This is a genomic window from Pseudonocardia sp. WMMC193, from assembly GCF_021728735.1.
Taxonomy (GTDB): Bacteria; Actinomycetota; Actinomycetes; order Mycobacteriales; family Pseudonocardiaceae; genus Pseudonocardia; species Pseudonocardia oroxyli.
In genome coordinates, this window is record NZ_JAKKDO010000003.1 from 6,619,842 (window position 1) to 6,634,912 (window position 15,071).

Below are 15,071 nucleotides of genomic sequence, written 5' to 3' on the forward strand. Positions count from 1 at the left end.
GAGCCACTGCCCTCGGCTGCGGGTGGCCTGGATCTCGCCGTGACTGCCGAGGGTGAGCGGAGGGCGGGCCATCGCGGGAGCCTCTCCGGAGGAGTCTCCGTGTACCAAGCGGTCACTTGATCTCCGAAAACGCTAACAGGCCAGACCGACAACCGGTCTGACCTGCTAGTTTGCGTACACCGCCACGGACTTGAACCGTGAACCCGCTGGAGGGGAGTCGGGTGTTCCACCACCTGCCGTGATCCTTGTTCATGCTGCTCAGAGGCCCTATCGGGGACGAGTCGATCATCAGTGGAGATGTCTGTTCGTCACGGTGATCTGTGGTAAGCGGTGACCAAAACGGTGACTTCGACAGCGCGCATGCCCGCGACGCTCGTGGTCAGATTTCTTTCGGCTCGGGGCGACCGAGGGTGGATTCGATGTTGTCGAGCATCCAGGCGAAGCCTTCCTCGATCCGTTCGTCCAGCGCAAGAGTTCCGGCTGCGGTGGTGAGCGGCTCGGTCCTCGGCTCTGCGGCGGCGTGCGTCTCGGCGACGACCTGCTCGAACAGGTTGGAGCGGCGGAGCGGTCGGAGGTAGAAGTGGTGGATGCCGCCGACCCAGCCTGCGTACTCGGCGTAGAGCAGGCGGGCTCGCCGGGGTCCGAAGCCGATGTCGGTGAACAGCGCGAGCCCGGCCTCGTGGGCGTCGAGGACGCGTGGGCCGACCGCGGTGATGCCTTCGATGAGTTGGACGTCGAGCACGCCGGGGTGGGTGTCGAGCCAGGCGAACATCGCGTCCCGGTGGCGCCGTAGATCGGCGCGCCAGTCCCCGCTCCGCTCGGGCACCGGGAGCGTCTCCTGGGCGCGGAGGGCGGCGGCTTCGAGCAGCGCTGCGCGCGACGGCACCCAGTGGTAGATCGCGCGAACGGTGACGCCGAGGTCGCGGGACACCCGCGACATGGTGACCGCGTCGATCCCGGACTCGGTGAGCAGGCGCAGAGCGTGGTCGGAGATCACGTCGGGGTCGAGGACGGGGCGCCCGGCGCGCTTCTCAGGGCGTCGGCGCAGGCCACGGCCGCCGACGGTCCGGGCGGTCGGGTGTGGTGGTGGGTCCGGCTCCGCGCTCACGCGGCGAGTCTATCCAGAATGAAGTCATACCCCTTGACATTGAAGATAGGTGACCCTAATTTCCGGGAGGTCGGGCGACTCGTCCCGGCATCGCAGGGATGTGGAGGGTGGACCGTGCTGAGCGGACTCCGGCTGATGGGCGGCGCGCTCGTCGGCGCGTTGGTGCTGGTGGGGTGTGGGGGTGGAGCAGAGCCTTCGTCGCAGGAGACGGTCGCAGCGCAGACGCGCTCGGTGACCCACGAGCTGGGCACGGTCGAGGTCCCGGCGCAGCCGCGGACGGTCGTGGCCGTGGACGAGCTGGCGGGGCTGGCGGCGCTGTCGCATGGCATCACGCCGGCGGTGGTCTACACGGCGGCGGGGGACAAGGGTGCCCAGGCGGTGCTCACGGGTGCCGGGGTCGAGCTGGCCGAGGTCGCGGTCGCGGGGCTGCCCTCGACCGAGGAGCTGGCGGCGCGCGGTCCGGACCTGATCGTCGGGACCGGGCCGCAGGGCGCGGTCGGCACGGCCTATGCGGAGGTCTCGAAGCTGGCGCCGACGATCGTTCTGCCGGTGAGTGGGGACTGGCGCGAGATGACCACGAAGGTCGGCGAGCTGCTCGGCGACCCGGACGGCGCGGCCCGCCAGATCGCCGGGACCGAGGCCCGGCTGAAGGAGGCCGCGGCTTCCTCGAACGGCCGAGTGTTGTCGCTGCTGGGGAACTCGTTCGGCACCAACAACTTCACGATGCCGCAGAACGCGCCGATCTCGGCGCTGATCCGCGAGGCGGGGTTCACCCGGCCCGCGGGCCCGCAGCAGGAGTCGGTGGACGGCTATTCCACCGTGCTGTCGGCGGAGCAGATCTCCGAGCACGACGGCGAGCTGATCGTGGTCCCTGCGGGCACCTGGTACGACGCGGACGCGCTGCTGGCGCTGCCGACCGCCGCGACTCTGGCAGGCCCGGTGTCGAAGCCGCTTGCGGAGGCGTGGTTCGGCACGTCGCCGTTCGCGTTCTTCGTCTCTGCGGGCGACCTGCGGACGCTGGCGTCGGGGCAGGGTGAGCTGAGCACCGAGTCGGCCGTGCCGGCGCTCTGGCAGCAGTTCGAGCAGGCCTCGGCCGCATGACGGGGGGCGGTCTCGGCGAGTTGCTGCGTCCGGTTCGGAGTCGGATCGCGGCGGTGGTGGTCCTCTCGGGGATCGCCGCGGTCCTCGGCGTCGTGCCGCTGGTCGCGCTCGTCGAGGTCGCCCGGGCGGTCGTGGCTCCGGGTCCGATCGACGGCACGGCGGTCTGGGCGGCCGTGGTCGTCGCCGTAGCGGCACTCGTGCTGCGGGCCCTGCTGGTTCCGGTGTCGTCCCTGATCGCGCACCTCGCGGACGTCCGGCTGTCGGCGGATCTGCGCGAGCGGGTGGTGGACCGGCTCGGTCGGGTCCCGCTGTCGTGGTTCGGGTCGGTGAACTCGGCGCGGGTCAAGGCCGCGGTGCAGGATGATGTCGGGTCGTTGCACCACCTCGTCGGGCACTCGGTGCACGAGGTCACCACGGCGGTCGTCGTGCCGGTCACGGTCGTGGCGTGGCTGCTGTCCGAGGACTGGCTGATGACGCTGGTGACCTTGCTGCCCGTCGTGGCGGGGGCCCTCGCGCTGCGGGCGACCAATCGGGGCACGGGGGAGCGGCTGCTGGAGTTCGGCGGCGCGATGGTGGCGCTCGACGCCCGCGTACTCGAGTTCGTGCGCGGCATCCGGGAGGTTCGGGCCGCGTACCGGGAAGGCGGCTACCCGGCCTACAGCGAGGCGTCGAGCCGGTTCGCCGCGGCGCACCGCGGCTGGGGGGACGCGACCTCGCGGGCGTCGTCGGGGCTGGAGCTGGCGACCTCGCCGGTCACGATGATCGTCGTGACGGCGGGGGCGGGGACCGCGCTGGTGGGGCTCGGATGGCTGCCCGCCGGGATCGACGTCCTGCCCTTCGTAGTGCTCGGCCTGGCCATCCCGACCCCGGTGCTCGCCGTCGGGTATGGGTGGCAGAGCCTGCTGGCCGCACGCGGGGCGGCCGAGCGGATCACCGCGGTGCTCGCCGAGACCGAGCTCCCGACGCCGGCGACGGGACCCCGCCCCGGCGGGGGCTGCGTCCGGTTCGACGGGGTGGGTGTGGACTACGGAGACCACCGGGCCCTGGACTCGGTGTCGCTCACCCTGGAGCCGGGTACGGTCACTGCGCTGGTCGGACCGTCGGGGGCGGGCAAGTCGACCCTGGCCCGGCTGCTCGCCCGGTTCGACGACCCGACCCGCGGCACGGTGTCGATCGGCGGGGTCGACCTGCGCGAGCTGGACCGGGCCACGCTCTACGAGCAGGTCGCGTTCGTCTTCCAAGAGACCGGCCTGCTCGCGATGTCGGTGCGGGACAACGTGTCCATGGCTCGACCCGAGGCGACCGACGACGAGGTTCGGGCCGCGTTGGGGGCGGCCCGGGTGCTCGACGTCGTCGACGCGCTTCCGCGGGGGTGGGGATCGGTGGTCGGCGAGGACGCCGTGCTGTCCGGTGGTGAGAGACAACGTCTCACCATCGCCCGCGCGCTCCTCGCCGACCGACCAGTCGTGGTGCTCGACGAGGCCACCTCGGCGATGGACCTCGAGACCGAGGCCGAGGTCGGCGCCGCCCTGCGCACGCTCGTGGCCCAGCGGACCGTGCTGGTCATCGCGCACCGGCTGCACACCATCGCCGGGGCGAACGCGATCGTGGTGCTCGACGCGGGGCGGATCGTCGAGTCGGGCACCCATGGCGAGTTGCTCGCAGGCGGGCGGCTCTACCCGGAGCTGTGGGCGGCCGACGCGCGCGAGGAGGCGGTTCGATGATCCGGGACCTGCGTGGGTTGCTGCCCGATCCGCGGCCCTTCGACCTGCTGGTGGGGCTCCTGGTCGTGGCCGCGGTCCTGCACGGCGTAGTGGGCGGGTTGCTGATCGGGCTGCTCACGGCACTGCTCGCGGGTGAGCTCGCCGGGGCGAGCTGGTGGCTGCTCGGAGTGGCCGTCGCGGCGCTCGCGCACCACGCCGTGCTGGTCGTGGCGCACTCTCGCGCTCGGGGGGTGTCCGCAGTTCTGCTCGTTCGGGTGCAGGCCGCGATCGGGGAGAAGCTGACGACGCTGCCGGGCGGGTGGTTCGCCCCCGCCCGCCCCGCCGAGGTCGCCGCGCTCACCACCAAGACCGCCCTCGACGTCGCCAACGCCCCCGTCCACCTCCTCGGCCCGGTCGTCACCGGGTTCGTCACCCCCGCCACGGTCGCGGTGATCGCCCTGACGCTGGACTGGCGACTGGGCGTGGTCCTCGTCGCAGGCGCACCACTGTTCGCCCTGGGCTACCGGCTCCATCAGCGCATCGTCGAACGCGACGAGCGCGTGTGGGCCGAGTCCACGACGCGCACGACCGAGCGGGTCCTGGAGTTCGCCGACCAACAGCCGGTCCTGCGTGCCTTCGCGGGCGGCCCGCACCGGCCACTGGCCGATGCCCTCACCGCCCAACGGGACGCCATGCGCGGCATCGTGTTCGGCGCCGCGGGCGCCTCGGTGCCGCTGATCGTGGCGATCCAGGCGGTACTCGCCGCCGCACTGGCGGTCGGCGCGTTCCTGGCTGCGGGCCAGGCCGTCGACGCCGGGCTGCTCGTCGGGATCCTGGTGCTCGCGGTGCGCTTCGCCGAGCCGCTGACCGCGGTCGCGGACGTAGCCGCTGGGCTGCGCATGGCCGGTGTCGGGGTGGGGCGGGTACAGCGGTTCCTCGCCACACCGACCCTGCCCGAACCGGTGTCGGCCGCGGTGCCGGGCCCACGGATCAGCCTGGAACTCCGCAACGTCGACTACGGCTACGCCCCGGACCGCCCCGTGTTGCACGGTGTGTCGCTGGTCGCCGAGCCCGGGAGCCTGACCGCGGTGGTCGGGTCGTCCGGGGCGGGCAAGTCCACGCTCCTGAAGCTGATCGCCCGCGCGGACGACCCGTGGGCGGGCGCGGTGCTCCTGGGCGGTGCCGACCTGCGCGCCCTCGGCACCGCCGCCGTGCTGGACCTAGTGTCGGTGGTGGACCAGGAGCCCTTCCTGCTTGCGGGCACCCTCGAGGAGAACGTGAGGATGGGGCGGCACGGCGACCTCGACCGCGTCGCGGCGGCAGCCCGGGTGGACGAGATCGTCGAGCGGCTCCCGCACGGGTGGGCGACACCGGTCGGCGAGGCCGGCGGCGCGCTGTCCCGCGGAGAGCGACAACGCGTCGCGATCGCCAGGGCACTGCTGCGCGACACCCCCGTCGTCCTACTCGACGAGGTCACCTCGGCCCTCGACGCCACCAATGAACGCCTCGTGGGAGAGGCGGTGGCGGCCCTGGCCCGCGACCGTGTCGTCGTCGTGGTCGCCCACCGGCTCCAGACCGTCCTCGCCGCCGACCGGATCGTCGTCCTGGACGATGGCCGGATCGCCGACGTCGGCGCCCACTCTGAGCTGCGCGAGCGCCCCGGGCGCTATCGACGGTTCGTCGAGAGTCGGACCGCCGCTGTGGACTGGTCACTGACGAGAGATGAGCGCAACGCCGCTGACGGGAGGATGTGCCGCGGCCAGTAACACCGGTGCTCCGAGGGTCGACTGTGCGCAAGGACGGCAGGCCACACGTCGGGGAGGGGCTGTGATGCGTTCGACGGGTCCCTTGACCACTCCCTTCAGGGCCGCTCCGGCGATGCGGCACAGGTGGATCCTCGGCCTCGTTGCCGCCGTAGTCCTCACGCAGATGGTCGGCGCATGCCATACGCGCGCTGAGATCGTGATCCCGCCGTCCTCGATCGCCGTTGCCGTGCACGACGGTGCTCATCCTGCGGCGGCTGCCTCTGGCTGCGTCAGTGCGATCTTCAAGGCGTGCCACGCGGTGCTGGACCCACTCCCGGTCGGTGGGGCGCCGACGGTCGACGGAGACACCGCAGTCCTGGGTCGAGCGCCCGCAGGGACCCGGCGCGCCGCAGGGCACCTCCTTCGGTCCCCGCCCTCGCACGCTCGACGCCTCGCCTCCCTCTCCGTGCTGCGGACGTGACGGGACAGCCGATCCGGCTGTCCCGTCATCTACCGCACCCCGAGGAGTCTCATGTCCACCGAACCGACCCACGACGTCCTGCCCGTCAACGACCGTGAGAGATCCGAGAGGGTTCTGCGGGCGCTCGCCCCGGTGTCGCGGCTGCTCAACCGGGTTGCGCTGGTGATGCTGCGAGAGGACGTCGGTGGCCAGGGCCGCCACGTCGACCCCGATGCCCCGGGCGCTCCACCTCCGGCGACGGCGCGCTGGACGACGGCGCACGCCGCGGCCGTCGCGAGCCCGACGATGGAGCATTTCCGTTCGGCATTGCGGCCGGTCGGCGGCGGGACCGAACGGGAGGGTGTCCTCGACGATCTCGCCCGGTACTTCTCGATCAGTTCGGAGGAGGCGTTGGCCCGCTGTCTGGACTGGGAGAGCGCGAGTCTGCAGGAGTGGGAGGCAGCGCCGAGGGACAGCGTGGACGGGATCGCGGGCTTCTACGCCTCGGCGACCTCATGGGCCTTTGACCTGTCCTGGTACAACTACCTGCAGGTCAGCGGTACGGGTTATCCGAAGTCGGTCATCGTGGCGGACCGCTTGCGGATCGCGAGTGGCATGCGGGTTCTGGACTACGGGTCCGGTGTCGGGGCCACCGCGCAGTTGTTCGCTGCCCTCGGCTGCGAGGTGACCCTCGCCGACGTCGCCAAGCCGTTGCTGGACTTCGCCCGGTGGCGGCTCGACGAGCGCGGAACCCCGGCGAGGTACGTGCATCTTGCGGCGGCCTTGCCCGTGGCGTCGTTCGACGTGGTCACGGCGTTGGATGTGATGGCGCACGTGCCGCCGGAGGAGCTGCGGGGGACCGTCGAGGCGATCCACGCCGCGTTGCGGTCCGGTGGGTTGTTCGTGACGGGGTTCGACGTGCGGCGCAAGTCGCGGCGCAACGCCTGGCACCTCTACGACGACGACCTGCCGTTGCGCTGGGAGATCGCCCGGGCCGGCTTCCGCCGAGCCGATCTGATCGACGCGGGCGTGTGGATCTACCGCGCCGGATCGACGAGGGGGGTACGGGGTCGAGCCCATATCGCCTGGGCGTGGGTCAGGCTCGCGAGCCCACCGGCACGGCTGCTTCGACGGTGCCGCCGCGTCGTGGCCCGGGCGGGTCTGACGGTGTTCTTCCTCGTCGCGGCACGGCGCTGAGGTGTCATCGGCCGAGTCGGCGCAGGACGACCGCGGAGACGGCGACGATCACCACGACGACGCCGATGAACCACGGCCATACGGGGCTGCCGCCCTCCTCGGCGACAGCCGGTGCGGGAGCGGGGGTGGAGGTGGTCGAGACGGGTGTGGGTGCGCTCGTGGTGGCGATGACGCCGGAGTTCGAGACGGTGTAGCCGACCTGGCCGGTGATGGGGTGACCGTCGTTCGAGGTGACGCGGTAGCCGATGGTGTAGGTGCCTGCGGGGATGTCGGTGCGGACGGGGATCGTTACGACGGGGCCGGTCACGAGGGGCGCGCCCGCGTCGACCCTGGTCCCGTCGGCGGCGGTGACGGTCGTCGCGACGAACGAGGGGCTCGGGGCCGCGCTGAACTCGAGGGTCACCATGGAGGGCGGCTCGTCGAGAGCGCTGCCTTCCGCTGGGGTGGAGCTGAGCAGGTCTTCGTGGGCGAGGGCGGGCGAGACGAGTCCGAGCAGCCCCAGGGCGAGGAGCAGGCCGAGCGACACGGTCCTGAGCAGGGTCTTGGTGATCATGATGACTTCTCCTGTCGGGCGGGGCGTGAACGGAGGACGAGCGAGCCGAGGACTGCCGTCGCGCCGAGGCCGGTGAGGGTGAGCTCGATGGGTCCGCCGAGGGCGGTGGCGGCGGTGGTCCCGGTCTTGAGCGGTAGCTCGGCGACGAGCAGGCCGGGCTCGAACGAGCCGGTGCGGGCGATGACGGTGCCGTCGGGAGCGATGAGGGCGCTGATGCCGCTGGTGGCGGCGACGGCGGTGGCGCGGTCGTGCTCGACGGCACGGACGCGGGACATTGCCAGCGCCTGGTGGGTCATGTCGCTGATCCCGAAGGTGGCGTTGTTGGAGGGGACGGCGAGGATCTCGGCGCCTGCCCGCACGGTGTCGCGGACGGCGTCGTCGAACAGGACCTCGTAGCAGGTAACGACGCCCACGGGGCCGACGCTGGTCTCCAGCGGCGCGGGATCGGTGCCCGGGAGGAAGTCCGCGGGCGCGCGGTCGACGAGTGGGGTGAGCGCGCGCAGGAGCTCGCGCAGCGGCATGGTCTCGCCGAAGGGTTGCAGCCGACGTTTGTCGTAGTCGTCGACGATGCCGACTCCCGGTTCGATCAGCAGCGCGACGTTGCGCGGTCCGCTTGCGCCCGGATCGCGGACGACGGTACCGACGACGGTGGGGCTGCCGACCGCGTCGACGACGGACTGGATCTCCGCCGCCACGGCGGGATCGTGGACGGGGTCGAGGTCGGAGGCGTTCTCGGGCCAGATCATCAGGTCGGGGCGTGGTGTCTCGCCTCGGTCGGCCTTGTCGGCGAGGAGGCGGGTCTGGGCGAGGTGGTTGTCGAGTACTGCACGCCGCTGGGCGGCGAAGTCGAGCCCGAGCCGCGGCACGTTGCCCTGGACGACGGCGACGGTGACGGTGTCGGAGGCCGGAGCGGGAGGGTGGGCGAATCCGAGCACCGCGGCGATCGGGATCAGGACGACGAGGAAGGCGGGCCAGCGCAATCCGAGGTCGGGGAGGCGGCGGTCTCGGACCGCGGCCATGGTGCATCGGGCGGCCGCGGCGAGCGCGGTTGCACCGATGACGACGGAGGCGGACATCAGCGGGGCCCCTCCGAGGGCGGCGAGGGGGAGCAACGGCCCGTCCGCCTGGCCGAACGCGAGCCTGCCCCAGCCGAACCCGCCGAACGGTATGCGGGCTCGGACCGCCTCGACGGCCACCCAGACCGTGGCGGTCCACAACCAGGCGCCGGGCAGCCGGGAGACCAGGGTGAGGGCGGCCCCGGCCGCAGCGAAGAACACGGTCTGCAGGCCGACGAGCGCGAGCCACGGCCCTGCCCCGACGAAGCTCCCGGTCCATTCCAGCAGTGGGAGCAGGAAGGTGGCGCCGAAGATCCCGCCGAGGAGGAGCCCGCTGCGGACCCGCGCGCCGTAGAGCGGTCCGATCAAGAGGGCGAGTGCAGGCAGCGCGAGCCACCACGACGTCCGGGGCGGAAAGCTCAGATAGAGGAACAGTCCTCCGGATGCTGCGCAGACGGGCCCGACGAGTCGCCTCACAGCGGCACGAAGGTCGCGGAGCCCGGCTCGTACGCGGACACGGACCCCTCGACGAGGTCGTAGAACCAGCCGTGCAAGGCGAGACGTTCCTGCTCGAGCGCCTCGGCCACGGCCGGGTGCGTGCGCAGGGTGCCCAGCTGGTGCAGAACGTGTGCGTAGGCGGGCTGGTGGCGGGTGGCGGAGCGGCGCACCGAACGCGGCCCGACGAAGCGCATACCGTCCGGGCCGTAGTCGGGACGCAGCGGAAGAGGAGCCCTCCCCACGCGATCCCGGAGGTCGTCCTCGGGGACCGACTCCTCGTGTTGGGCGGCCATCCATCCGCGGGCGGCCAATGCTCGGTCATCGGGCTCGGTCGCGAGGTCCAGGATGTCGCAGAGCGAGTGCCCGCACACCACGATGTGGCCGACGCCGAGCCCACGCACAGCTTGCTCGATGGTCGCCGCCTCGGCACCGGCTATCCCGGTGTAGGCGGGGACGCGATGGCCGAGGGTGCGCAGCTCGCAGATCTCGCCGGGTCCTGCGCCGGTGAGAGCGGTCGGCACGATGCGGGGATCCGAGCAGCTGATAAACAGCATCACCGGCGTGCGCGCGGCACTCGTGGCGGTGAGCCGGGCGCGGCGACGAAGGGTGATGGCGAGGTCGTCGAACCGCATCGTCAGGCTCCTGCTCGGCGGCCGAGAGCGGATTCGCGCAGGATGCCGAGCACCAGGTATCGGCCGGTGAGTACGTCGATCACCGCAGCTGCCACACCCCAGGCACCGAGTTCGACGACGGGCCCGCCTCGGCTCGCGCCGAAGGCCCAGACGATGAGGTAGAGGACCAGCGCCACGGCTGCGCGGACCACGACGATCCGAGGGAACCCGTACAGGCGGCCGTCGGTGACCAAGGCTGTGAGCAGACCACCACACGCGGAGGCGACCGCGACCGCGACGACGACCGCGACCGCCTCCGGCCCGGCGCCGGGCAGCGATGCGAGGAGGGCCAGATGGACGGCGAAGGAGACGAGGAGAAGGAACCGCACGCCGCGCGCCCACCGGGGTGAGGTGGGATCGCCGCGGCGCACGGCGTCGAACGAGGTGAACAGTGAAGGGTGCATCGACACTCCATGAGCACTGGAGACGTGGCGCGACGCGGCGATGTGCGCCGGCGTCCGTCCCGAGGAGGGCAGGGCTGATCCGAGAAATCCCGGACGATCAGCGCCTACTGACGCACAGCTCCTTGCAGAGGTCGGCACCCGCCGAGCCCGAGGGGGTCGGCAGGTCGGGAATCGCACACACCGGCAGAGGGCCGGGGGCGTGCTCCGGAAGCGCTTCGACCATCGGCAGCAGACCGGGCGACACGGACATCGTCAGCGGTGCGTCGGCGGCCGACGGGGAGTGCGAGGGGGCATGCGGCGACGGGCAGTCCGCGAACCGCTCGGCACCGTCAGCGTCAGTCACGATGCCCTCGGACTGGGCGGCGACCACTCCGGTGGACGCGGTGGCTGTCGAGGGGTGCAGGACGGCCGCGTGCAGGAGTACCCCTGCGACCAGGACGAACAGCAGCACAGCGCGGCGGACGAAGGTGCCGGGCACCGCGACCACCGCCTCGCGTCGGAACGGACCACCGGGATCGGCGAGCGCCGACCAGCCGACGACCAGGCTAGCCGGGCGCCGGGTGCGGCTCGTCCCTGACCTCAGGCTCCGAACAGCACGTCGCCGATGAGGAAGGCGTTGAGTCCGATGATCAGCGCGGCGACGACGATCGCCGCCGCGGTGGTCAGGCGGTGATTGACCAGCGGGCCCATGATCGCCCGGTCGCGGGTGAAGAGGACCAGGGGGATCAGGGCGAAGGGGATGCCGAAGGACAGGACCACCTGGGAGAGCACGAGCGCGGCGGTGGGATCGACACCGAGGCCGAGGACGACGAGCGCGGGGGCGAGGGTGAGTGCGCGGCGGAGCAGGATCGGGATGCTGCGGTGGATGAAGCCCTGCATCACGACCTGGCCCGCGTAGGTGCCGACCCCGGACGAGGCCAGGCCGGAGGCGAGCAGGGCGATGCCGAAGGCCAGGGCGGCCCCGGAGCCGACGGCGATCCCGAGTCCGGCGTGGACGCCTTCGAGGGTGTCGGTGTTCGGGATGGCCGAGCCTGCGAAGACGGCGGCGGCGATGAGCAGCATGGACGCGTTGACGATTCCTGCGGTGCCCATGCCCGCGAGGACGTCGAACCGGGTGGTGCGCAGGATGAAGCGACGCTCGTCGGTCGTGGCGCCGACGATGCGGCGTTGGGTGAGCGCGGAGTGCAGGTAGATCACGTGGGGCATCACGGTGGCGCCGAGGATGCCGGTCGCGAGCAGCACGGTCTCGGTGCCCGCGAATCGCGGAACGAGCCCGGCGACGGCGCCGGATGCGGAGACGTCGACCTGCCAGACGGTGCTGAGCAGGGCGACGAGGATGACGACGAACAGCAGGGTGATGGCACGTTCGAACGGCCGGTGCCCGCGGACCTGCAGGGCGAGCAGCGCGAACGCGACCAGGCCGGTGATCAGGCCTCCGGTGAACAGCGGGATGCCGAAGAGCAGGTACAGCGCGACGGCGCCGCCGATGACCTCGGCGAGGTCGGTGGCGATCGCGACGATCTCGGCCTGGGCCCACATGCCCCATCGCACCGGCGTGGAGAACCGCTCGCGGCACAGCTCGGCGAGGTTCAGCCCGGTCGCGAGCCCGAGCTTGGCCGAGAGGGTCTGGACCAGCATGGCGAGCAGGTTGGCGGCGACGATGACCCAAAGCAGCAGATAGCCGTACTGCGACCCGGCGGCGAAGTTGGTCGCGAAGTTGCCGGGGTCGATGTAGGCGATCGCGGCGACGAAGGCCGGTCCCGCGACAAGGAGCCGAGCCCGCAGGCCCCGCCCCGGAAGGGCCGTCGTCGTGTCCATGTCGGGAAGGTAGACGTGTCTATCAGTGAGGGGAAGACATGTCTCACTGTGAGACCGGCCCCACTGTGTCGTCATCTCCGGATTCGTGCCAGCGCTGCGCCAGCGCGGCGGGCATCGTGTAGTGGACCTCGGTGCGCTGACCGTCCTGTGCAGACGGTCCTAGCTCCCAGAGCACCGGCCATTCGAGCTCGCCGGCGGCTCGCAAGGTGCGACAGACGCGGGTGAAGCCCGAGAACGCGCCCCGGATCTCACCGCGCCGCAGGCCCGTCGCATTGCTGAGCCGGGTTCCGGAGATGCGGACGTCCGGCTCGGCTGCGAGTGCGTCGAAGATCGTGATCATCCGTGCGGTGCTGGGTCGGAGGTCATGGCGCAACGCTCGGAAGTCGGCAACCTCCCACAGCCAGAGCGGGATCCTCGGCATGGGTTCGCCGGCGGACGCGACGTAGGCATTGACAGCCTCGAGCAAGCGCCGCGGGACGAGCACGGGGACCAGCTCGGTGTCGTCGGGATCCGTGGTCATCGGGCCGGCCTCTCGTCGGCTGCGAACCCGGGTAGCGAGCGGGCAGCACGTGGATCCTCGGCGAGCCACCACGGCACCGTCGTCGCGGCGGTGCCGTGGACGCGGTCCAGGTGCCGATCCACGCGACGCTGCTCGCGCTTCTCGCTGCGGTTCCACTGCACGAACATCCCGGCGAGCAGGAACAGCACCACGACGTCGCCGAAGATCCACAGGAGGCCACCGCCGACCTTCTGGTCCGCCAGCGGGTCGCTGCCCCACTGCATTCCGATGATCATGAAATGCTCGGCGGCGATGAGGCTGTCCCGCAGCATGATGGGAATGCCGAGGACGATGTGGGCCGGGCCGAGCCCGATGACCAGCAGGAGCCGCATCACGTACGGCATGGGGTTGGGGAGCGGGTCGATGCCCAGCAGCGGCCAGTAGAGCAGGGCACCGACCAGGACCAGGTGCAGGTGGGTCAGATTGTGCACCCAGGAGTTCGTGAGGCCCAGCTCGAACAGGCGGCTGTAGAGGATCACGAACGGGCTGATGACGAACAGCACGTAGGCGACCAGGGGATGGCTGAGGACACGGACGTAGCGGCTGTGCACCACAGCCAGGAGCGTCTTGCGGGGACGGCCGGTGAGAGCGCGCAGGGCGAGGGTGACCGGGGCCGCCATGCCCAGCGGCGCAGGCGCGATCATCTGCAGGAACATGTGCTGAACGGCCGTCATGCTGAACAGCACGTCGTCGTAGACCCCGATCGCCGAGAACGTGGACAGGGCGATCGTGCCCAGACCGACGAACCACAGCACGGTCCGTCCGCGCTGCCAGGTGATGCCGCGGCGTCGGACGCGGCGCACTCCGGCGAGGTAGGCGGCGCCCGCCAGGATCAGGGCGACCAGCACTGCGGGCTCAATGGTCCAACTGGTCAACAGGGCGTGCAGGTCGGGTGGCGGGGGGATCGGGCCGTTCACGACGAGGCTCCGTCGCGACCGGTGGCGGAGGGCGCCTGATCGGTCGACCCGGATGGGGACGGCGAGCCGTCGGGTTCGGGGCTCGCCGCATCCGAGCCGGAGTCGCCGGGCTCGGGTTCGGTGCCGGGCTCCGGGCCCTCGGGCCTCGGGTTCTCGTGGTCGACGAGGCGACGCCGCCGCCTGGGGTCGGTGCGTTGGGCGAGGGCGATGAGCAGGCAGAGCAGGACGAGACCCGCGATGATCAACAAGATCGGGACGGGGGAGACGGCAGGTGGCGGCGCTGCGGCCATGGGGTGCTCGATTCACGGGCGGCGGGACCATCGGCCGCCGAGTGGGCGGGCCGAGGGCGAGGGCACGGAGGCCACACCTCGACGGTGAGGCCCGGGTGCCTCAGTTCCGGTCGACGCCGATCGCGAGCAGGGTGGAGCGTCCCGGTGACGCCGCGCCGGGGTCGTGCTCGGGTGTGCAGGCGCCGGTGCGGACCCGGGGTCCGGTCGACGGTGCGGTCTCCGGGGCCGGAAGGGATACCACGAGGCTCGGAGCCTGACTACGCACAGTGGTCGGATCGCTGGGTGGTGCCGGGTCGCAGTGCATGTCGTGGACGATGTGGTGCCCGGTGGAGGTGATCGCCGGGCCCGCCGTCGCGGTGGTCGTCGCGCAGAATCCGGCGACGAGCGCGAGCAGGGTGGCGAGCAGGAACGCCAGGCCACGGTGGAGGGTGCCGGACATCGGGCACCTCCCGCCTCATGCGTCCGCCGGTTGCCTTTCGACCGTACGGTGTCGAGCGGCCCCGCCGCCGGCGGGGTGCCGCCCGCGTCGTCACTCCGATGGGCGCACGGCGGTGACGATCCGGGGCCTGGGTAATCTCACGAACCGTGACAGGGGTGAGGTGGTCGGCGGCCGATCGCGGCGTGCGCACCCTCCTGGTGTTGGTGCTGATGGCGGTGGCGCTGCTCGCTCACTGCGCGGCTGACGGTCCGAGTAGTGGTTCGTTCACCCCGGTCGCGGCCATCGCCTACGCGGGCGACCCCGTCCCCGAGCCCCCGCCGGTCTGCCCCGACACGCACCCGCTGCACGACGGGGCGGGCGCGACCGTGTTGCGCACGGCCGCGTCGTCGGATCTCGCGCCGGCCCCAGCGGTCCTGGACCTGGGCCCGGTCTGGTCGTCGCCGGGTGCGCACTGTGCCCTCGCTGCAAGCCCGCTGGATGTGCCCGGCGGTTCCGCGCTGTGCCTGGAGCTCTGCGTCAGTAGGCGCTGATCGGCCCACCGGCCCCGTCCGTG

At 71.8% G+C, this 15,071-nt stretch carries 16 protein-coding genes; 5 read left to right on the plus strand and 11 right to left on the minus strand.

Features of this window, described 5'->3' with window-relative positions; translation table 11 throughout:
* Positions 1-379: 379 nt before the first annotated feature.
* On the minus strand, positions 380-1,108 hold the full coding sequence (locus L3X23_RS33765; protein WP_237197689.1) for a TetR/AcrR family transcriptional regulator: 729 nt from the start codon (positions 1,106-1,108) through the stop codon (positions 380-382).
* Positions 1,109-1,222: 114 nt separating this feature from the next.
* Between L3X23_RS33765 and L3X23_RS33770 the strand changes: the two genes are divergently transcribed.
* The 4 genes from L3X23_RS33770 to L3X23_RS33785 all read left to right on the plus strand — a co-directional run bounded on the left by L3X23_RS33770 (position 1,223) and on the right by L3X23_RS33785 (position 7,314).
* Entirely contained in the window at positions 1,223-2,209 is a 987-nt protein-coding gene (locus tag L3X23_RS33770; RefSeq protein ID WP_237197691.1) for an ABC transporter substrate-binding protein, read from the plus strand.
* A gap of 53 nt (positions 2,210-2,262) precedes the next feature.
* Positions 2,263-3,933, plus strand: a complete 1,671-nt coding sequence (locus tag L3X23_RS33775) for an ABC transporter ATP-binding protein (protein WP_237197693.1) — start codon at positions 2,263-2,265, stop codon at positions 3,931-3,933.
* Positions 3,930-5,678, plus strand: a complete 1,749-nt coding sequence (locus L3X23_RS33780) for an ABC transporter ATP-binding protein (RefSeq protein WP_237197695.1) — start codon at positions 3,930-3,932, stop codon at positions 5,676-5,678. Before L3X23_RS33775 ends, L3X23_RS33780 begins: the two co-directional genes overlap by 4 nt.
* 511 nt (positions 5,679-6,189) lie before the next feature.
* Complete coding sequence (locus tag L3X23_RS33785) at positions 6,190-7,314, plus strand: bifunctional 2-polyprenyl-6-hydroxyphenol methylase/3-demethylubiquinol 3-O-methyltransferase UbiG (RefSeq protein WP_237197697.1); 1,125 nt, start codon at positions 6,190-6,192, stop codon at positions 7,312-7,314.
* Between the two features lie 4 nt (positions 7,315-7,318).
* On the opposite strand, the gene L3X23_RS33790 is transcribed toward L3X23_RS33785, so the two are convergent.
* The 10 genes from L3X23_RS33790 to L3X23_RS33835 all read right to left on the minus strand — a co-directional run bounded on the left by L3X23_RS33790 (position 7,319) and on the right by L3X23_RS33835 (position 14,518).
* Positions 7,319-7,867 (minus strand): copper resistance CopC family protein, encoded by a 549-nt coding sequence (locus L3X23_RS33790; RefSeq protein ID WP_237197698.1) that lies wholly within the window; start codon positions 7,865-7,867, stop codon positions 7,319-7,321.
* Positions 7,864-9,399, minus strand: coding sequence for an apolipoprotein N-acyltransferase (gene lnt, locus L3X23_RS33795; RefSeq protein WP_237197700.1), 1,536 nt, complete (start codon positions 9,397-9,399; stop codon positions 7,864-7,866). The genes L3X23_RS33790 and lnt overlap by 4 nt, the downstream gene beginning before the upstream one ends.
* Positions 9,396-10,052 carry a carbonic anhydrase gene (locus L3X23_RS33800; protein ID WP_237195869.1) on the minus strand — a complete coding sequence of 219 codons (657 nt, stop codon included), beginning with the start codon at positions 10,050-10,052 and terminating at the stop codon, positions 9,396-9,398. The genes lnt and L3X23_RS33800 overlap by 4 nt, the downstream gene beginning before the upstream one ends.
* A 2-nt stretch (positions 10,053-10,054) precedes the next feature.
* Positions 10,055-10,495: a hypothetical protein gene (locus L3X23_RS33805; protein WP_237197703.1), complete on the minus strand. Its 441-nt coding sequence runs from the start codon at positions 10,493-10,495 to the stop codon at positions 10,055-10,057.
* Between the two features lie 97 nt (positions 10,496-10,592).
* Positions 10,593-10,973, minus strand: a complete 381-nt coding sequence (locus L3X23_RS33810; RefSeq protein WP_237195874.1) for a hypothetical protein — start codon at positions 10,971-10,973, stop codon at positions 10,593-10,595.
* Between the two features lie 101 nt (positions 10,974-11,074).
* Complete coding sequence (locus L3X23_RS33815; protein WP_237195875.1) at positions 11,075-12,313, minus strand: Nramp family divalent metal transporter; 1,239 nt, start codon at positions 12,311-12,313, stop codon at positions 11,075-11,077.
* A gap of 43 nt (positions 12,314-12,356) precedes the next feature.
* Positions 12,357-12,833, minus strand: a complete 477-nt coding sequence (locus L3X23_RS33820; RefSeq protein WP_237195877.1) for a hypothetical protein — start codon at positions 12,831-12,833, stop codon at positions 12,357-12,359.
* Entirely contained in the window at positions 12,830-13,789 is a 960-nt protein-coding gene (locus tag L3X23_RS33825; RefSeq protein ID WP_237195878.1) for a cytochrome c oxidase assembly protein, read from the minus strand. The genes L3X23_RS33820 and L3X23_RS33825 overlap by 4 nt, the downstream gene beginning before the upstream one ends.
* Entirely contained in the window at positions 13,786-14,079 is a 294-nt protein-coding gene (locus L3X23_RS33830; RefSeq protein ID WP_237197704.1) for a hypothetical protein, read from the minus strand. The genes L3X23_RS33825 and L3X23_RS33830 overlap by 4 nt, the downstream gene beginning before the upstream one ends.
* A 100-nt stretch (positions 14,080-14,179) precedes the next feature.
* A complete protein-coding gene (locus tag L3X23_RS33835; RefSeq protein ID WP_237195882.1) occupies positions 14,180-14,518 on the minus strand; it encodes a hypothetical protein in 339 nt (112 codons plus the stop codon).
* Between the two features lie 146 nt (positions 14,519-14,664).
* Between L3X23_RS33835 and L3X23_RS33840 the strand changes: the two genes are divergently transcribed.
* Complete coding sequence (locus L3X23_RS33840; protein WP_237195884.1) at positions 14,665-15,048, plus strand: hypothetical protein; 384 nt, start codon at positions 14,665-14,667, stop codon at positions 15,046-15,048.
* The last annotated feature ends 23 nt before the right edge of the window (positions 15,049-15,071 follow it).